This window comes from Pontibacter sp. HSC-36F09 (assembly GCF_024171605.1).
Taxonomy (GTDB): domain Bacteria; phylum Bacteroidota; class Bacteroidia; order Cytophagales; family Hymenobacteraceae; genus Pontibacter.
Genome location: NZ_JALKAA010000003.1, coordinates 1 through 16306, shown reverse-complemented (window position 1 = coordinate 16306; position 16306 = coordinate 1). Strand labels below are relative to the sequence as shown.

General features: G+C 42.4%; 10 protein-coding genes and 1 pseudogene. 7 read left to right on the top strand and 4 right to left on the bottom strand.

Annotated elements, in window-relative coordinates; translation table 11 throughout:
• Positions 1–63 precede the first annotated feature (63 nt).
• The 7 genes from L1278_RS09920 (at position 64) to L1278_RS09890 (ending at position 11442) form a co-directional block, all read left to right on the top strand.
• A complete protein-coding gene (locus L1278_RS09920) occupies positions 64–1755 on the top strand; it encodes a GNAT family N-acetyltransferase (protein WP_253403405.1) in 1692 nt (563 codons plus the stop codon).
• Positions 1756–1821: 66 nt separating this feature from the next.
• Positions 1822–3561, top strand: a complete 1740-nt coding sequence (locus L1278_RS09915; protein WP_253403403.1) for a GNAT family N-acetyltransferase — start codon at positions 1822–1824, stop codon at positions 3559–3561.
• Positions 3562–3586: 25 nt separating this feature from the next.
• Positions 3587–5278, top strand: coding sequence for a GNAT family N-acetyltransferase (locus L1278_RS09910; protein WP_253403401.1), 1692 nt, complete (start codon positions 3587–3589; stop codon positions 5276–5278).
• Positions 5279–5312: 34 nt separating this feature from the next.
• Complete coding sequence (asnB, locus tag L1278_RS09905; protein WP_253403399.1) at positions 5313–7214, top strand: asparagine synthase (glutamine-hydrolyzing); 1902 nt, start codon at positions 5313–5315, stop codon at positions 7212–7214.
• Between the two features lie 34 nt (positions 7215–7248).
• Positions 7249–8790 (top strand): oligosaccharide flippase family protein, encoded by a 1542-nt coding sequence (locus tag L1278_RS09900; protein WP_253403373.1) that lies wholly within the window; start codon positions 7249–7251, stop codon positions 8788–8790.
• 109 nt (positions 8791–8899) lie between these two features.
• Positions 8900–10234, top strand: coding sequence for a Coenzyme F420 hydrogenase/dehydrogenase, beta subunit C-terminal domain (locus tag L1278_RS09895; RefSeq protein WP_253403371.1), 1335 nt, complete (start codon positions 8900–8902; stop codon positions 10232–10234).
• Positions 10235–10239: 5 nt separating this feature from the next.
• Positions 10240–11442 (top strand): polysaccharide pyruvyl transferase family protein, encoded by a 1203-nt coding sequence (locus L1278_RS09890; RefSeq protein WP_253403369.1) that lies wholly within the window; start codon positions 10240–10242, stop codon positions 11440–11442.
• Positions 11443–11556: 114 nt separating this feature from the next.
• On the opposite strand, the gene L1278_RS09885 is transcribed toward L1278_RS09890, so the two are convergent.
• From L1278_RS09885 to L1278_RS09870, 4 genes and pseudogenes are all read right to left on the bottom strand, one after another.
• Complete coding sequence (locus L1278_RS09885) at positions 11557–12540, bottom strand: polysaccharide deacetylase family protein (RefSeq protein ID WP_253403367.1); 984 nt, start codon at positions 12538–12540, stop codon at positions 11557–11559.
• A gap of 130 nt (positions 12541–12670) precedes the next feature.
• Complete coding sequence (locus L1278_RS09880; RefSeq protein ID WP_253403365.1) at positions 12671–13453, bottom strand: polysaccharide lyase; 783 nt, start codon at positions 13451–13453, stop codon at positions 12671–12673.
• A gap of 153 nt (positions 13454–13606) precedes the next feature.
• Positions 13607–15037 (bottom strand): undecaprenyl-phosphate glucose phosphotransferase, encoded by a 1431-nt coding sequence (locus L1278_RS09875; RefSeq protein WP_253403362.1) that lies wholly within the window; start codon positions 15035–15037, stop codon positions 13607–13609.
• A 733-nt stretch (positions 15038–15770) separates the two neighbouring features.
• Positions 15771–16306 (bottom strand): annotated as a pseudogene (locus L1278_RS09870) (hypothetical protein); the annotation flags it as partial.

Here is a 16306-nt window from a genome sequence, read left to right as displayed (position 1 = left end):
TCCTCACCCTTGTTTGAGCCAATGCAGCTCAACTTGTTACACGATTTATAACACAACAAGCTGATGGAAAATGTATTTAGTGCAGTCGATATGCCTCCCCTCATTGGGCAGCCAAATCAAGTTGACTTACTAGTAGGGGATCAGGTATACAGACTGTTGGACGATCCCGCATTTAAGGAAGCCTGGCACACCTTATATACCAGTTGTGCATGGGCTACGGCTTTCCAAAGTTGGGAGTTTATTGCAACGTGGTATCTCGTGTTCAAAAAAGATTACACTCCAGTACTACTCAAGTGCGAGCAAGATGGCAGGTTGACTGGATTACTGGCTATGGCGATTCCTGCCTCAGACAGAGTCAATGCAGAAAGCAAACAGGGCAGTGTAAGATTTGTGGGAGCTGGCGAGTACGAGGCAGAGTACCAGTGCTGGATTGCGGAGCCTGAGACCAGCGACTACTTTATCACATCCGCGCTCACGAAACTCTTGCAGCACTACCCGAAAGCAAGAATTATGTTCCGGTTCCTCCCTCCGCATATACCGCTGGCATGGCTCGACCATGATCACAAATGGAGAAAGCTTTGCGTGAAACAGGCCTTTAAGCGACCCTTACTTGAAATAAAAAGCCCCTTAGCTGAGAAAGCCTTCCGTATCACTAATCAGTATAAGACCAAACTCAATCGTTTAAAGAAAATAGGAACTGTCAGGTTTGAGAGAGTGACTGAACAGCAGGTGTTTGAGTCTGTTTTACCGGAGATTACTCTACAATTTGACTTTAGGCAAGGAGGCCTTTTCAATAAAAACCAATTCAGAGATAAACCACTGAAAGGCGAATTCATGAAGGAGTTGTTTAGACATAAGCTCCTCCATGTCACGTTGCTGAAAGTTGATGAAGATATCATTGGCTCTATGGTAGCAGTAGCGGATCGTGGTTGGGTATACCTGCAGGGCATTAACACCCACTCCCCATTTTATGCCAAACATTCTCCCGGCATCCTGCATTTCCTCAACTTAGGACAGCTCCTGGCCCATGAAGGAGTCGATGTATTTGACCTCACACCTGGTGGAGACACATACAAAGAACGTTTGGCTACAAGTCATGATCAGGTATACGGGCTGCTTATATCAAGCCACAAGGGCTTCCGTCTTAAAAGGAGGATCAAAAAAGAACTGCAGGACTACCTGGTCAGAACCGGCAGACGCCCCATGACTGTAGAGCTTCAGATCAAAAAACAAGTATACCTGTTAAAGAACCGTCTCAATTCCGCCAAAAAAACAGGCTATACAAATGCAATCAGACAGCTTTTAAGAAGTGATAAGGGTCGTGCGCTTGATCATTTGTACACTAAGAACTTAGGTGAAGGACCTCCTCTTTCAGCACTGCACATAAAAAAGAACAGCTTAAACGATATGCTGGATTTTGAAAAAGACGCAGAGCTGACCCGTTGGGAATTTCTGGAGAATACAATGCGGCTTTTTGAATTGGGGCATCACGCTTATACCTGGGTAGAAGGAGGTCGTCTGATGGCCTGTGCCTGGTTTAGTTATACTGATTTTACAAGCTCTGAACAGTTAGCCCAAACTAATATACCTGCTTTAATGCACTTTTACTGCCATCCTGAGGCTAGTGAACGGTTTGAGCAGTTCCTGGAACATGTTACAGCATTGATAGACCAGGAGACTCATGAACCTAAGTTATATGCTGTGCATAAGCCAAATAGTGAATTACTCATCAGATCAGGTTTTAAATCAGTTTGAAAGCCTGACCCTTCTTTAAAGAAAGCGCTAAGCTCCAGTTAAAAATTTAACCCTAATCATTTTTGTATGAAAGGCACTTATACCGACAAAGAAAGTAATATTCTATACCCTGGAGTAGAAGATAAGATCGAGTTAAGCGTGGGAGAAGGGGTCCTAAAACTACTTTCTGATGAAAAATTTCAAACTGAGTGGGATACTCTTTATCAATCATGCTATTGGGCTACTGTGTTTCAAGCCGCTACTTACACCAATACATGGTACAAGCTGTATAAAAAAAATTACATTCCCATCTTAATCACAGCTTACAAAGGGAATAAGCTGACAGCTATACTGAATCTCTGTATGAGCCTTCAGAAACTTGAAATAACTGGAACCGGCGCATCTGACGCTTATTATCACACTTGGTTGGCTGAGGAGTATAATAAAGAATCGTTTATTAAGGCGGCGCTTCATAAGGTACGCGAACATTTTCCAGGATATAACATCAACCTGTTCCAGCTTCCACAGCATACACCTCTCCAATGGCTTGAAACCGATAAAGAGTGGAAAGATTTCGCTGTTCTGAAATCATATGATCGTCCACTGATTGACCTAACTCATCCCGAACTGCCAAAACTATACACCAAAAAGCAGTTTAAGGAAAACCGTAACCGCCTTAAACGTCTAGGTGAGGTCACTTTTGAACACATCACCTGCATAGATCGATTGTCTGACATGTTTGATGAGATGATGGACCAGTTTGATTTTAGGAAAGGCGCCACACTCAACATACTGCCATTCAGATCTGACCCTTACAAAAAAGAATTTTTAATGGAGCTCTTCAAAATGAAAATGCTCCATGTAGCCGTACTGAAGCTGAATGACAAAGTCGTAGCTTCTCTCATAGCTACCATCGGTAAAGACAAATGGGTTCATGGGGTTGGCATTAATACTCATGCCCCTACTTTCGCCGCCTACTCTCCCGGATTTACAAGCTTCATATTGCTGGCTCAGCAGTTGGCAGACGGGGGGCACAAAATGCTTGATTTATCTACGGGAGATCAGACATATAAACAGAGAATAGCCAATTCTGAGGACCGAGTATATGGACTCATGATCTATTGCAAGTCTAAGTCCATTTTAAAAGTCCCAAACTCAACTAAAAGGCTCGTAATTGAGAAAATGTCAAAAGTTGGCATTGATTATAAAATGTTAAGGGTCAAGCTCAAGAAAAACAAAAAGCTACTAACAGCAAAATGGCATCTCTTTAAACAGCAAGGATTCAATACGTGGATAAAAGAAGCAGTGAGGATTTCAATTGCTAGAAAGAAAGAAAAAATATATAAAATAAACACTAATAAAGCTAAAATACTTTCAAAAGATACGTATGTAAATATAAGCCGGAACAGTATAAAAGATTTACTCAACTTTAATGCAGGTCATGGTTTAAAAACCCGATGGGAATTTTTGGCAGAAGCCATGTGCAGACTAGAACTCGGTGAACAGGTATTTACCTACACTGAAAATAATACTTTGAAAGCTTGTATTTGGTTAAGCAGCAATACTAAAAAGGAAAATCCATACGCTGCGAACCTTGAATATCCAAAAGTTGGTGCGGTGCTGCATGGTCTCTATTTCCAGTCTGATTACAAAGTAAAACTGCCGATGTTTCTGGAAACGGTCAGTGCAGAAATTGAAAGTAACCGGCCGGGTGAGCCGCTATACCTGGTCACTAGCCCAACAGAAGCTGCATTGTGTGGCATTAAGACCAGAAAAGCTCAACAGGAAGCTTATAACAGAAAATTTGCCACGGCACAGTCTTTATAAAAAGTTAACTAACGCCAGTTCGCCTATGAATACACTGCTACAGAAAGCTACTAACCAGCAAGTAGATGTTGTTGAAATCCTGATTGGAAAAGAAGCGTTGGCATTGCTTACCGAGCCTGATTTCCAGTTGCAGTGGGACACACTCTATACCTCCTGCCCTTGGTCAACTGTCTTTCAAAGCAGAGCTTTTGTGAGTACCTGGTACCAGTCTTACATCACAACTTACCTACCTGTTCTGGCACTAGCATATAATGGCGAAAAGCTCAGCGGACTTTTAACACTAGCGCGTGACAATATCGGCCATCTTGTAGGAGCCGGGGCAAACCAAGCAGAGTATCAGGTATGGCTTGCCAGTGAACAAGATAGCACAGTTTTTATAAAGCAGGCTTTGACTGATCTGTTCGATAAATTTCCACAATCAGAGATAAGCATCAAATTCGCGCCGGCAAACACGCCCTTGCAATGGCTCAAAACAGACCCATATTGGCAAAAAAAATGCTTTTGGCGATCAGTTAAGCAACCTCTGCTCAGTTTAAATAAAGAGAATCTTTCACAAGAACTGAGGAAGAAAAACAGAAGGGAGAAACTGAATCGTTTGAAACGACAGGGCGAGTTAGCTTTCGTCAGAATTACCGATGAGCAGGAATTTTATTCAGTCCTGGATGAACTCGCCATTCAGAGTGATTTCAGAAAAGGAGCAATGTACAACAAGCGCGCATTTCAGGAGGACTGCTTTCGAAAAGAGTTTCTGAAAGAGCTCTTTAAAAATGGGTTGCTGCATGTCACGCTCCTGAAAGTTGACGACAACGTCATAGCTTCCAATGCTAGTGTGACTGGTAAAAACTGGGTGCATCTGCAGGGCATTAATACCCACTCACCGATGCAAGCAAAGCACTCTCCCGGTATTCTCCACTTTTTGATGCTTGGTGTGATGCTGGCAGAAGAAGGGATAAGTGTCTTTGACCTGACGCCGGGCAGCGATTCATACAAGGAGAATCTTGCTACAGACTTTACACATGCGACTGAGTTGACCTTTGGCAATAAAGCTAACATTCGCAACAAGAAGCAAAAGTATAACTTAACTGAGTACCTTAAAAACACGCTACCGAGGCTAGGTATGGCACCGCATCAACTCAAGCAGATGAGCCATCAGGCAGCTGTTGTGAAAGAAAAAGTCAAGCTAATCAAAAGAAGGAATCTTCCCCAGCTATTCAAAAAGTATATCGGTGGCTTAGGTAAAACTGGTGAGACTCGGGCATTCGTCGTGCAGCCTGTCAAGGGTCAGGATCAGGATCAGCTTATAGCAGTCAAAAAAAATGAATTGAGGGACTTGCTATGCTATACCCCTACTGCCACCCTTATTTCAAAGTGGGAATTTCTGATGGATGCGATGCGCAGGCTTGAATCCGGTCAGCACGTGTACACGTGGCAGGAGAACGGAGATTTGTTAGGTTATGCCTGGTTAAGTGACCCTAGGTCCTCCAAACCAGCTTCGCTATCCAAACTGGAAATACCTGAGCGGGGAGCTATCCTACATAGTTTTTATTGTTCTTTATCAAATAAGGCACAAATAGAAGTCTTTACCCGGGCTGTCGTGGCTAACCTTGATACAACAGAATTCTGGCCCATTTATGCCATCGCAAATGCGGCTGATAAAGTTGTATGTAGGGGTTTAGAGTCATTGTACCCATCCTTAACTGCTTCAAACAATATATAGAATAGAGTTTCCAACAATAAACCCTTAAAATGACATGTGTGGAATAGCTGGTATTATCAATTTTAATCAGGAAACGCCCAAAGAGTCTGCTTTGCGGGATATGATGCAGCACATGAAACATCGAGGCCCTGACGATGATGGGATATTTATAGAAGATGAGGTAGGCTTTGGTTTTGTCCGGCTGAGTATAATTGATCTTTCGCTTGACGGCCATCAACCGATGGTTTCTGCCGATGGACGCTACGTACTGGAATTCAACGGGGAAATCTTCAACTATGTGGAATTGCGTGAAAAACTGCAGCGGCTGGGAGTAGAGTTTAAAACGAAAACAGACACAGAGGTTTTACTAAACGCTTACATTCATTGGGGCGAAGATTGCATGAACCACTTCAATGGTATGTGGGCTTTCGCGATCTATGACCGCTTGACCAAAACGATTTTCGCTTCCAGGGACAGGTATGGCATCAAGCCTTTCTATTATATACACACAACAGACTACTTTGCCTTTTGCTCCGAGATCCCACCCCTACTTGGCCTGCTCAATAGGAAGCCAGAACCAAACTACCAGAGTATATTCGACTACTTGGCCTTTAACAGGACAGACCAGTCTGAGGCTACCTTTTTTGATGAGGTTAAAAAACTGCAGCACGGCATGAAGCTTACCGTGCGTGGCAAAAACGTTAAAATCAGCCGCTGGTACGATCTGAGAGAAAGGGTAGCGAAAGCAGAAAAATTCAAGAGCCCGGAAGAATACAAAGGTCTGTTCACTTCAGCAGTTGGGTTGCGACTCAGAAGCGATGTGCCTGTTGGGGTCTGTCTGAGCGGTGGTCTCGACTCTTCCAGTATCACCTCTGTCTTACTCAACGGCTATCACAAAAAGGATTTAAACACATTCTCAGCCGTCTATCAAAATGGCCAAACGGGTGATGAGAAGCAGTTTATTGATGAGTACAGACCGCTGCTCAAGCATATGCATTATACCTATCCCAATGCAGAAACGCTGGAAAAAGATCTGATGCAGTTCATAAAGACTCATGCGGAGCCTATTCCCTCCACCTCACCCTATGCCCAGTACAAGGTAATGGAACTGGCTAAGGATAACGTAGTGGTTACTCTGGATGGACAGGGAGCCGACGAAGAGTTAGCCGGCTATCATTACTTTTTCGGCTTTTACTTTAAAGATTTGCTTCGATCAGGCCGGATTGGAAGGCTGGTCAGCGAGATGTATTACTACCTAAAAAATCACCGTAGCCTCTATGGATTTAAATCGTTCGCCTACTTCCTTTTACCCGAGGGTATGCGAACAAAAATCAGGGTTGGCGAGAAAGGGTATCTGCAGAATGCTTTTATTGAAAGATATAGTCAATCAAACGGTATAGCCGGTAACCTGTATGGCTCCAACTCGCTGAAAGATGCCCTATTGGACCATTTCGAAAATAAGTTGGAGCACTTGCTTAAATGGGAGGACCTGAACTCTATGCATTTTTCCCTCGAGGCAAGAGTTCCTTTTCTGGACTATCGTCTGGTTGAAAAGACGCTGGCCAGTTCAGATAACTGGGCTATACGCCATGGAATCACCAAATTTATACTCAGAGAGGCAATGAAGGGTATGCTCCCCGAAAAGATCAGGTTGCGGCAGGATAAGATCGGCTTTGGCACACCACAGGACGAATGGTTCAGAGAACCTGCGTGGCAGAAGATTGTGGAAGGAGTCCTAAACAGCAACTCTTTCAGAGAGCGCAACCTGATTAACCCAGAGGTCGCCATGCGAAAGTATAAAGAGCACCTCTCAGGTAAAACTAATATTGCAAAAGAAATCTGGAAATGGGTACACCTCGAGTTATGGTTCAGGACATTTATAGATCAGCATCAGCAGGATCAAATGCCTCAACCAGAAGCCGTACTAAACCAACATACTACCCCATTGCCTGCTTAGCAGTAGGTATAACTCTATACCCTTTACTTTGGCTATGGCTATCAATCAATTAAAAGCAGGCGCTTTGCTGTCGTATGCCTCTATCGGTATAAACAATCTGGTAGGCTTGCTTTTTACACCTTTCATGTTGCGGATGCTGGGTAAGTCTGAGTTTGGTCTTTACTCCCTGGTAGCCTCTGTGGTTGCCTACCTTACCGTTCTGGATCTGGGATTGGGAAATGCAGTAGTTCGCTATACCGCAAAATACAGAGCGCAGAACAAGCAACAAGAACAGTATGCTTTGTTTGGTATGTTTCTGGCCTTGTACTGCGGCATCAGTGTGCTCGTCATAATAGCTGGCACCTTACTATACTACAACGTTGAGGTCCTGTTTGGCAACGCCCTATCATCCGCAGAGTTGGATAAAGCGCGCATCATGGTGGTACTGTTGATCTTCAACCTTGCTGCAACGTTTCCGCTCAGTATTTTTGGTTCGATCATAGTAGCTTATGAAAACTATGTGTTCCAAAAGATGGTCAATATTGTGCGGGCATTAATCTCGCCCTGCCTAATGATTCCACTGCTCCTGATGGGTTACAAAGCCATTGGTATTGTTATAGTCATCACACTGTTAAACATTATCAGTCTGCTCATAAATGGTTGGTACTGTTTTACAAAACTGAAAATTAAACTGTATTTCGAAAAGATGGAGTGGAATATGTTAAAAGGAATTTCAACTTACTCTTTCTTTATATTTCTAGGCGTAGTAGTTGACAAGATTTATTGGAGCACTGGCCAGCTTGTGCTTGGTGTTGTAGCAGGTACAGCTGTAGTGGCCATTTATGCCATTGCCGTGCAACTGCAGATGTACTATATGAGTCTTTCTACGGCCATTTCTGGTGTATTCTTACCTAAAGTAACGGCCATGGTCGCACGCAACACGCCTGATAAAGAAGTGTCCGAACTCTTTATCCGTACAGGCAGATTACAGTTTATCGTGATGGCATTTGTGCTGAGTGTGTTCATTCTTTTCGGAAAAACTTTTATTGTGCTTTGGGCCGGCGCTGACTACGCCGATGCCTATCTGATTGCTGTACTGTTGATGATCCCACTTACCGTGCCTTTGATCCAAACCTTAGGCATTTCCATTCTACAGGCGAGGAATCAGCATAAATTTCGGTCCTTGGTTTACATTTTGGTGGCTACGTCAAGCCTGGCCATCAGCATTCCACTAGCAAAGTTATATGGTGGGCTAGGCTGTGCTATTGGGACTTCTGTGTCCCTGATTGTGGGGAATATAATCGTCATGAATATCTACTACTATAAGCGGGTGCTTATCGATATTCCGCGCTTCTGGAAAGAAATAGGCTCTATGGCGCTTCCAGTCACGGCTGTAGTTCTAGTTGGAATTATTCTTAATATGATCAACAATGAATATACCTTTTTATCTCTGTCCATCAAGGTTCTTATATTCAGTATCATGTATGTGAATGCAACCTGGTGGATAGGGCTTAACAATTATGAGAGAGAACTCATCTTGGTACCTGTCAGAAAGGTGCTCTCAAAGGCAATACTTTACTATAATGGCTTACAATAATAATAAGCTCCAGCCTACGAGCTGTTGTTAACTAATATTAAGATAGTTCTCTAATATGACAATAGTCTTTACGCTCCATGGGATTTAAAACATATTAATAACTCTATAAATGAAAGAGAATGCAATTAACACTGTCTTGGCTAATGAGTTGTGTGTAGGCTGTGGCATGTGTACTTATATGCACGAGGATGTGATAGAGATGAAGTGGAATGAAAATGGTTTTCTGGTTCCTCATTTAAAAGAAAACGCTTCTCTTTCAAAATATGATTTAGCGCTATGTCCTTTCAATCCAAAGCCTGTTAGCGAAGTTAGAACAGAAGATGAAATAGCATCCCTCTTCCTGCAGGATGCTCCTAATTATCATCGAAATATTGGGAGGTATAACAAAATTTACGCAGGCTACTCTGCTGATTTTAGAAGCAGGTCTTCCTCTGGAGGTATAGCAACTCTTGTTTTCGCTTCACTATTAGAAAGCGGAGAGATTAATCACATAATCTCTGTCAGAGAATCCTCAACTAATTTCTATGAATATGCTATCAGTAGCACCAAGGAGGAATTATTGCAGGCATCTAAAACCAAATATTATCCCGTTACTTTAGCAACAGTGCTACCTAAAATAATTGATCTGCCTGGTGTAGTAGCTATTTCCGGTGTCGCGTGCTTTATTAAAGCTATTAGACTTGCTCAATACCACCACCCCGAGCTCAGGCAAAAAATAAAATTCTTAGTTGGTATCATTTGTGGCGGGTTAAAAAGTTCTTTTTTCACGGACTACCTCGCCTCAAAATCAGGAATAGAAGATGGCAATTTCAAAAGCCCTGCCTATAGAATCAAAGATCTTTCTTCTACAGCCTATGACTATTCATTCGGCTGTATAGAAGCCCATACATGCATAGAGAAACAGATAAAAATGAAGAACGTCGGAGACATGTGGGGGACCGGCTTATTTAAAGCTAAAGCTTGCGATTTTTGTGATGATGTTACCACGGAACTGGCCGACATCTCCTTAGGTGACGCCTGGATACATCCTTATGCTAAGGACGGTGCCGGCACAAGTGTCATTGTAACACGATCAGCAGCTGCCGATAAGCTTATACAGACAACTTTAGCGCAAGGGAAATTGAACATACACCTGATGCCACTTGAGGAGTTTCTTAAGTCGCAAAGTGGAAGTTTCAACCACAGACAAAAGGCGCAACCATTCAGAATAAAAAAAGCTACAGACCAAGGAGACATTATTCCTCCTAAAAGATTTGTTGCTGAAGACATCTCATACCCGAGCAAGCTTGTTCAAACAATTAGGTTAAAGGTACGGGCAAACAGCCTGTTATTCTGGTCGCAATACCCTGGTGCAGCAAGTTTTGATTCAAGAATGAGGAAAGACCTGCTGACCTTGAAGGTAGTTACCAAATTAAATCAGAAGATACGCAAATACTTAGACTGAAAGAGGTGGAAGTTAAACAATACAGAAAAGTAGGTATCCTAACCCAACCCTTGCATAATAATTATGGGGGGCTGCTTCAGGCGTATGCACTGCAGAAAACCATAAAGAGCTTTGGCCATGATGCCTGGATAATAAACAGGAAATATAACAGGAGAGGCCTGCTCAAAGAGTTAAAATCTTATGCAGAGGTCTTCATACAGGGTCATATACTCAATAATAAGGACTTTGTCATTCAATATCCAACACGAAAGGAAAAACTAAAGATTGGTAAACACACTGCATACTTCACAGATAAATATATAAGTCCAATTACGTCATTAATAGACTCAGATGATAGCATGTATATGCTTCAGAAGGAAGATTTCGATGCATATGTGGTGGGAAGCGACCAGGTATGGCGACCGAAATACTCACCCAATATCACGAATTTTTTCTTAGACTTCCTTGATGATAAAAAGAAGATAAAGAGAATTGCCTATGCGGCATCATTTGGTGTTTCGGACTGGGAATTTACTAGACAGGAAACAGAAAAGTGTTCTACTTTAATCAAGAAGTTCGACACCGTTTCAGTAAGGGAAACCACCGGGGTTGCGTTGTGCTATGAAAACTTAGGAGTCGAAGCAATACGCGTGCTGGACCCTACTTTGCTTCTGGAGCCCCAAGATTATTCTATGTTGATACAGCAGGAGAATGAGCCGAAAATAGAAGGAACATTAATGACCTATGTACTTGATAGAGATGCAGAGAAAGACTGCTTTATCCACAATGTTGCTAATGAGCTTAACCTAACTCTTTTGAGTGAGATGCAAATCAAGCCATTTACCATAGAGAACAGAAAGGAGATACAGAACTGTATTTTTCCTCCAATCACGAAATGGCTAAGGGGGATTCGCGATGCAGAGTTTGTGATTACTGATTCCTTCCACGGCTGCGCTTTATCTATTTTGTTCAATAAGCCCTTTTTGGCGATTGGTAACGAACGAAGAGGAATAACACGATTTGAGTCGCTCCTACAATTATTTGGTCTAGAAGAAAGACTTATCACAGATATCACCAATATAAAAAGGAAACTTATTTTGGAGACAATCGACTGGCGCAAAGTGAATGATATTCTGGCGTATGAAAGAGCGAAATCAATTAAGTTCTTGCAAGATGAGCTAAAGCTGGACTCCAGTACAATACACCAGCCGATAGAAACTATCCAATAAATAGTCACTGCTGTATTTTCAGGTTAAATTTCTCCGGCGCGCAAAATAAAGATGCTAGTGTACACTAGCATCTTTATTTTAGAATCAACTATACCTTTTTTAGAGGTTGATTACTCAGGAGGTCAACAATTTTGTACTCTCTCTTCTCCTGTATACCGGAGTCTCCATCGAGGTATTCTCGTCCTTAGCTAATTCCGGTAATCTAAATTTCAGCATCAGAGGTTTCCAGACACCTGTCATACGGCAGATGTTCTCTGCCAGCGATGCCCCTTCCAACAGCCCAAACCGTGGCAAACAGTAAGTGTTCCTTAAATCAGCTCTACTTGTCTGACGGGGCTCACTCGAGAATGCTAGCTTATACCCAAGTTCACTCAGTGCGCGCATCTCACGTTCCCCAAAATCTCCATTAGGATACGCAAAGTATTTTATCTCTTTACCTGTCCAGGCCTCTAACTTTTGTTTCGAAACATGCAGTTCGTTGTATAGTTGTTCTGTTCTACAATTAACTAAGATCGGATGTGTATGTGTGTGTCCCCCTAAAGTAACATACTTCGATTCAGAGATCTGTCTAATCTGATTGATCGTCATCGCCTGTCTATCCACCTTAGTCCGACGTTTTATTTCATTGATAAGAGCGGCACGCTTGTCATTCATGATCAGTTTTAAAGAAGACTTAGGAGGTATAGAGATGTTGAGGTCCTTAGCCTTCTCAAGGTACGCCCACCAGTAGGCACCTTCTTCCACGGCCTCTGTAGATACAAAGATGGTAATCGGCACCTGGTATTTTTCTGCCACAGCTACCAAATTTGATTCATTCCCTTTCCAACCATCATCTGCCGTCATGAGTACCGCCCCTTTTGGCATTGCAAGGTCTTCGGTTATGATATTATGTAAATCCTCTGGACTCAGAAACGTAAATCCATTACTTTTTAACCATTTGATACAAGCTTCGAACTCTTTTTTGGAAGGATCATGAAAGTACATCGATAAAATGTGATCTCCTCTCATCGCCCGTTTTTTAGCCCTGTTTACAAATCCGCACATTATCAGCAGGTTTGCCAACAGCCAAGTGAATACGTTTCTGGCACTTAGTTCCATAGAAATTACCGTAATGCTGTTAGTAGATAGATTAATTGCAAAAAGTATTCCGCTCCTTACAATGAGCAGAGAGCCATGGCTAATACCGAGAATTAGCCCTTATTCTTTCGTTCTATAAATTGATATCTTGTCATTCTAATTCCTCGAAAGGCTGCATCGTTTCAAATGAAGCCAACTCATTCCCTACTCTGATATTATCAAAATAAATAACTCTTGTATCTGATGCAGTTCTATTATTATTCCATTTCGCTTTGTAGACGCCAACTTTCCAATAGGGCATTTTTTTATCTTCGAAATGATTAGGCCCTTTATAAGTCACACACTTCTGGCCATTATGCCATACCTCTATCAATGCGTCCGCACCCGCAGAGTGAATGATATGAAAGACAAACTCATGCCAGACATCCTTTGTTAGAGGAGCCACATCCATAACCTTCCACTTATCCGATTGGGTGCTGTGACGCACCCGGAGGTAAATAATGTCGTCTACTGTACGTAACGAAATGGGGGGACTCCCTTCCTGGTGCCATTGGCTAATCAGTTCATTGGAAGAATCCGGAGTGTAGCCACTCTCAGGGAAAAGCACGGCAAAACTGTACCAAATTTCTTTCTGTGTTACCCTATCTAATACAAACAACTCAGACCGTTTTCCCCGATGGACCATCGGGTCTGATGCGCGCAGTTCAAATCGAGCAGCCTTGTTTTTTTTGTTTACCGGATCAGTGACGACATGGAAGCCGTGTTCTGAGTCAGTCTGCAGGTTTACAGTTGTAGAGAGAGGCTCGATGCCCTCAAATGTTTCTTCAAAAAGCAGATAATCTTCTAGAGGCCGCTCCTCCAGCGTTTGCCAAAATGCGTTCCTTGAATTGGCACTTATCCGGTCCACTTGGTATCGCAAATCTGTAATGCTCATGTAGTCTGGCTGCAGCGAAAATGAAGGGTATAAGTTTCCAAACCATAGGACGCCCCACCCAAACAGACCAACAATACCCATTACCACAACCCCATAGCCCCTCATCATGTATTCTTTTCGCCTCACTAATTCAACCTTAGTGCTGAATGTTATTCAGTAAGCACTTTTATGTGTCTTTCTACTGAAAATGGTTCTATAGATTATTTTGATATCAAGTCCGAAAGACCACTTTTCCATATACCAAAGATCATGCATTGTTCTTTGCTTGCGTTGTTCATCAGTTTCAGTTGGACCTCGCCAGCCATTTACCTGAGCCCAGCCTGTGATACCAGGTTTGAAGTAGTGTCGGATCATATACTTATCAACGCTTTCCTGCAACTTCTGGTTTAGGAAGCCTCTGTGAGGTCGCGGCCCGACTACACTCATATCACCTAGCAATACATTCATAAACTGAGGCAATTCATCGAGGCTATACTTTCTGAGAACACTTCCTAACTTGGTTATTCTGGGGTCGTTTACTTGAGTAGACATTGTTCCGCCAGTTGCAGCATCATTTTCACGCATACTTCTGAACTTGAACACTTTAAATGGTTTTCCACCTTTTCCAATTCTGATAGGACAGTAAAACACAGGACCAGGTGATTCAAGCTTGATCATAATAGCCAGCACCACAAACAAAGGGAAGAGTGCCAGAAGCGCAGAGGCTGAGAAAATCTTATCGAAGCTGTTTTTCAGAAAGAAGGCATAGTCTTCATCCAATGGGAGTTGCCTCACGTTAATAGCATCCAGTTCACCATACCTGGTCATCTTGTAGCTATCTCCGAACAGTCCCCTATAATCAGGAATATACTTTACACGCACGCCATGATAATCTGCAGCTGCGATTATACTCTTCACTTTCTTGGAAACTTTGACAGGTATAGCAATGACGATCTCATCTACAGAATTAGTTTTAAGGTATTCGTTTATAGTATCCAAATCACCCACTACCCTATCTTGGGGCACCACACATTCCTCCTTTTTACAATCGATAAAACCTTTCAGTTTAGAGTGGGATCCATTGTGGCGTTGGAGGTGTTTCTCGACATTACCGGCCATATCTCCAACACCTGCTACCAGCGTGTATTTAGTTCCGCTATTACTATTGCGCAAATGTTCAATCGTATTTACTACAAGCAGGTTTACAGGTATACCTATAATGGGAATACCAAGGACAATAGCTGCCACTATGTTTTTAGTCTCTCCTGATAGTGGAAAGAAGGTATAAAGGGCGACCACAATACCAATCAGCAGGATATAAGTTTTAATGTAGTTTACCACTCGCAAGTTAACCTTACTATACAGATCAGAGTCCTGCAACCTAATCCAGTAACTAATCAAGGTCCACGCGAACACAGTAACAACTAACACTATCCATGCGGTTTGCTGATACTCTTTATCATTAATAAAATAGAAAGCGATGCAAGATATAAGAACGATAGTAAGCATATCCCCTCCGAGGTAGAGCATGGGAAGTCTTTGTTTCGATTTAATCATAATCTTTAAAATCAAATGAGCAACATACACGCAGGATGATTTCTCCACAGGAATTCGGATAAACTTTATAAGCGATGCGTATTTTGAAGCGGGTATACCTTAACTACTATGGCAAGTAATTATTTTTACCAGCCGCACTATTAGCCGACATCACCGATCTTTAATTATTATGTAGACTTACTATGTCGTTTTCTTTCGTTGTGCGATAAAAAGCGTGAATAGGGGTGCTTTGTGGGTGTGTAAGTGTAGTTTTTTTCCATAGGTCCAGTAGTGTAAAAGTTCAAATACCATTAAGCCTCAAAAAATCAATTGATAAACTTATTCGGTGCTTTAATTATATATAAGTAATTACAGAAAAAATGTTACACTGCAAATAATTTAAATTTTCGACCCTTATTTTAAATTATATATTTATTATACTTAATTGAACAAAAAGCGGCGTTAACTTTTCTGTTTTATTAGGGAATAGACATTATTTAAGTGTCAATGGAATTTGTCTCTTGAAAAGAGACAGTTTATTTTTCAAATCAATGTCACTTCGACGAGTTAATAGCATGATGACTAAAGCCTTTAGCTTAGCTATCTAAATTTTGAGTTGCTCTTAGTATATTACCAGATCAAAAATTTACTTGCTAACACAGCACACAGCCTATAACATTAGCATAATGAGTCTTCGGCTGTACTCAAAATTTGCTTAGAACAGGTCATAAAAAAAGAGCAGCTGACCATTGGGCCAGCTGCTCTTCATTAGTGGTGCCTGCAAGAGGCAGTATGTAATCTACTAGCTCTTAATAGTGAAAGTATACGTTACCGGGGTGCCCGCCGTGCCAGAGCCATTGCTGCCAGAGTAAGGCGTGGCGGTCAGGGTATAGCTGCCCGTTGGCATGGTCGCGTTACCAAAATAGTAGTTGCCTCTTCCGTCGTCACCGAACAGGGCATGCGGTGCGGCGTTGTCGGTGTAGGTGCGGCTCATGGCGCCTTTTAACTCGAACTTCACGCTGCCTACGCCGGCGTTCAGGTCTGCGCGGAAGTTAAACTTAGTAGTACCCAAAGCGCTAAAGCTCAATGTAGCACCACTTGTCAGCTTCAATACGTCTTTCTCTGTACCTGCATTAACCAACGTTATACCACCTACCTGAGAAGAGCTTGTAGTAGGTGTTGTAGTTGTAGTCGGTGAAGTAGTTGTAGTCGGTAATGTAGTCGTAGTTGGCTGCGACACTACTGTGTTGCTGCCAGAAGACGACATTTCATTAAAAGAGGCCCGCTCGTTGCCCACGCGGATGTTGTCGAAGTAGAGCACGCGCTTGCTTGTCGAAG

Coding starts and splice junctions, on each gene's coding strand:
- L1278_RS09910 (WP_253403401.1), top strand. CDS start 3,587: ATGAATACACTGCTACAGAAAGCTACTAACCAGCAAGTAGATGTTGTT.
- L1278_RS09900 (WP_253403373.1), top strand. CDS start 7,249: ATGGCTATCAATCAATTAAAAGCAGGCGCTTTGCTGTCGTATGCCTCT.
- L1278_RS09885 (WP_253403367.1), bottom strand. CDS start 12,540: ATGGAACTAAGTGCCAGAAACGTATTCACTTGGCTGTTGGCAAACCTG.
- L1278_RS09880 (WP_253403365.1), bottom strand. CDS start 13,453: ATGAGCATTACAGATTTGCGATACCAAGTGGACCGGATAAGTGCCAAT.
- asnB (WP_253403399.1), top strand. CDS start 5,313: ATGTGTGGAATAGCTGGTATTATCAATTTTAATCAGGAAACGCCCAAA.
- L1278_RS09895 (WP_253403371.1), top strand. CDS start 8,900: ATGAAAGAGAATGCAATTAACACTGTCTTGGCTAATGAGTTGTGTGTA.
- L1278_RS09920 (WP_253403405.1), top strand. CDS start 64: ATGGAAAATGTATTTAGTGCAGTCGATATGCCTCCCCTCATTGGGCAG.
- L1278_RS09915 (WP_253403403.1), top strand. CDS start 1,822: ATGAAAGGCACTTATACCGACAAAGAAAGTAATATTCTATACCCTGGA.